Genomic DNA, 1,779 nt, shown 5'->3' with positions numbered 1-1,779 from the left:
GACCTGATCCTGTACCTGTTCGGTACGCCCGGTCAGGACCGCTTCTGGTTCATGTGGGACGACCTGGTCCGCGGCGCCATCGGCGCGGTGGTCCTGGTGGACACCCGCCGCCTGGCCGACTGCTTCCCGGCCGTCGACTACTTCGAGAACAGCGGCCTGCCCTTCGTCATCGCCCTCAACGGCTTCGACGGGCACCAGCCCTACACGCCCGACGAGGTCCGTGAGGCGCTGCAGATCGGCCCGGACGCGCCGATCATCACGACCGACGCCCGGCACCGCAGCGAGGCCAAGAGCGCGCTCATCACGCTGGTCGAGCACGCGCTGATGGCCCGCCTGCGCTAGGCCGCAGGACACGGTACGCAGCCGGCCGCGGCCGGGCTCCCCGTGCCCGCTCGCGCCGTACGAAAGGCCCCCACACCCACTTGGGTGCGGGGGCCTTCGTCGTGGCCTCAGGAGCGCGCGGGGCACTCCTTCCAGGCGAAGTGGTACTTGGTGTTGATGCTGCCGTCGGTGGAGTCCATGGCCATGAAGCTGGTGGCCCTGGGGTCCGCCCCCTTGCCGTCCACGCGCAGTTCGGTGTTGATGTTGAAGTAGCGCTCCTCGCCGCAGGGGGCGTACACGAGCGCGTCGATCGCGGTCTCGTCCGACGTCTGCCAGTTGTTGTCGTAGGGACCGGTGAAGGTGTGGCTCTTGCGGGCCGTCTCCGGCTGGCCCTGGAAGTAGTAGTTCGCCTGCTCCAGGCCCCGGGCGCCCGGGGCCAGCGAGGCGTAGCCGCGGTAGTCGGCCCGGGCGATCGCGTAGGTGAAGCCCTGCGGGACGTGCACGTTCAGGGCGATCTGGCAGTTCTTACGGGAGTCGGTGGGCTTGCTGGAGCCGCCCGCCTGGGCGAGGTACTCGCTGTAGGTGACGGTGAAGGCGGTGTTGTCGGGTGCGATGGCCACCGCGGCGCTGCCGGGTCTGCAGCCCGATCCGTTGACCGTGGCGACGGTTATGGTGATCTTTCCGGTGGGCGGGTCGTCGCCGAACCGTGCCGTCGTGGTGGGGGATGCCGATCCGGCGAGGAGCAGGGATGCCACTGCGGCACCAGCACCGAGCGTGCTGAGCATGGGCTCTTCCTTCCGGTCGTCCTAGGGCCCGCGGCGCGGGAACTCCAGGAGTGGGATGACGAGCGCATGCCAGCACGGGGATCGCGGCTTGAACAGCTCTGCTCCGCAGGATTGGGGCGAACCTACGCCTTGATTCGGACGCCGGATGCCGAACCGGAACACCGAGGCCGATAAGTGACGGTGCCTCATATGTCCGCTGGCGCCTCATATCGCGGCACAACAGCGGAGATCGGGCGGGAAAGCGCCGGAGGGCCCCGCAGCGATGCGGGGCCCTCCGGTCAAGTCCTCGGTCGTTCAGCGCTGCCAGCTGGTGGCTCCGTGGAAGCCGGTCTGGCGCTCCAGGCGGCGCCAGCGGGCGGCGGTGGCGCGCGGGCCGGCCGGGGCGGCCGGCCGGTGGGCGGCGCGGGCCAGGAGGACGGCGGTCAGGGCGGCCAGCTCTTCCTCGCTGGCCTGGCCCTTCTCCACACGGATGGAGTCGTTGCGGTGGACAGGGTTCACGGTGTCTGCTCCGTCTTCGCGGTGGGCGTGGTGCCGGGTGCGGTGCGGGATGTGGTTACTGGGGCGGGTTGCCGTGCTTGCGGGCGGGCAGGTCCGCGTGCTTGGTGCGCAGCATGTCGAGGGCGCGGATGAGGGTGTGGCGGGTGTCGGTGGGGTCGATGACGTCGTCGACCAG

The 1,779-nt window shown here is 70.2% G+C and carries 4 protein-coding genes; 1 reads left to right on the top strand and 3 read right to left on the bottom strand.

The genetic code is table 11. From position 1 onward, the window contains the following. Positions 1 to 342, top strand: a 342-nt coding sequence (locus ACWD6P_RS36990) for a GTP-binding protein (RefSeq protein WP_451448607.1), incomplete at its 5' end; no start/stop codon positions are given. Positions 343 to 449: 107 nt separating this feature from the next. Here the strand turns inward: ACWD6P_RS36990 and ACWD6P_RS36985 are convergent. The 3 genes from ACWD6P_RS36985 to ACWD6P_RS36975 all read right to left on the bottom strand — a co-directional run. Further along, positions 450 to 1,106: a DUF4360 domain-containing protein gene (locus ACWD6P_RS36985; RefSeq protein ID WP_451448606.1), complete on the bottom strand. Its 657-nt coding sequence runs from the start codon at positions 1,104 to 1,106 to the stop codon at positions 450 to 452. A 294-nt stretch (positions 1,107 to 1,400) separates the two neighbouring features. Next, a complete protein-coding gene (locus ACWD6P_RS36980; protein ID WP_451448605.1) occupies positions 1,401 to 1,604 on the bottom strand; it encodes an acyl-CoA carboxylase epsilon subunit in 204 nt (67 codons plus the stop codon). A 55-nt stretch (positions 1,605 to 1,659) separates the two neighbouring features. Beyond that, positions 1,660 to 1,779: carboxyl transferase domain-containing protein (locus ACWD6P_RS36975; protein WP_451448462.1), on the bottom strand; the 120-nt coding region annotated here is incomplete at its 5' end.

The sequence above is a fragment of the Streptomyces sp. NPDC002446 genome (assembly GCF_053595675.1).
The sequence above is the reverse complement of the archived record's forward strand: the minus strand, read 5'-3'. Positions and strand labels throughout refer to the sequence as shown.